Source organism: Sphingobium sp. FW306-1B-F04DB (genome assembly GCF_058781925.1).
The window spans coordinates 1-659 of record NZ_JBYSXE010000141.1; the positions used below are offsets into that span (position 1 = coordinate 1).

Genomic DNA, 659 nt, shown 5'->3' on the forward strand with positions numbered 1-659 from the left:
CCGGAACAGGCATCGCCGACAGCGGCGGGACCGTCGCGCGGTGCTATTTCGAGAACGTGCGGCTGCTTGCAGAGCAGAATGCCGCAATCGCGTGGGACTGCAACCAGTGGCAGTATTGCCAGTGGATCAACTGCTTCGTCGGGTCAAACGATGGAACAAGCAACTTCGCGCGGGCGTGGAAGCTGTCGAACGTCTCCTATTGGAACACATTCTACAGCCCCGAAGTCGAGGCGGCACCGATTGCCTGGGACCTGAACGACTGCAACGACACGCGGTTCTTCATGCCGCGCCATGTCAGGTTCGGCACGATCGGCACGCCATCCACCCATGCGACAAACTCGATCCTGTTTTCGGGCGGTTGCTCAGGTATCAGCGTTTTCGGGCCATCGTTCGAAAACCTCTACACCTCGGCCGACGTGATCAAGTTTCACGCCGATTGCGAGCAATGCTATGTATTCGGCGGCCGTATCGAGGCGCGCGCCGATTCGACGGCGGTTCTTCCGGTTAAGTTCAATGGGGCGGAAGAAAACGGGATCATCGGCATGTATATGGTGGGAGCTGGAATCAGCACCCTTTCCGATATTGCGACCTATCCGAACAACAAGTTCGATGTCTTTCAGTCCGGCGCGACTGCCCCGCGCATGGGCAAGGGCCATCTC

At 58.6% G+C, this 659-nt stretch carries 1 protein-coding gene; it reads left to right on the forward strand.

Translation table 11 applies throughout. The annotated features are described in order from the left end of the window. A partial coding sequence (locus tag AC3WJD_RS22090) for a hypothetical protein (protein ID WP_492749016.1) occupies nt 1-659 on the forward strand: 659 nt, incomplete at both ends.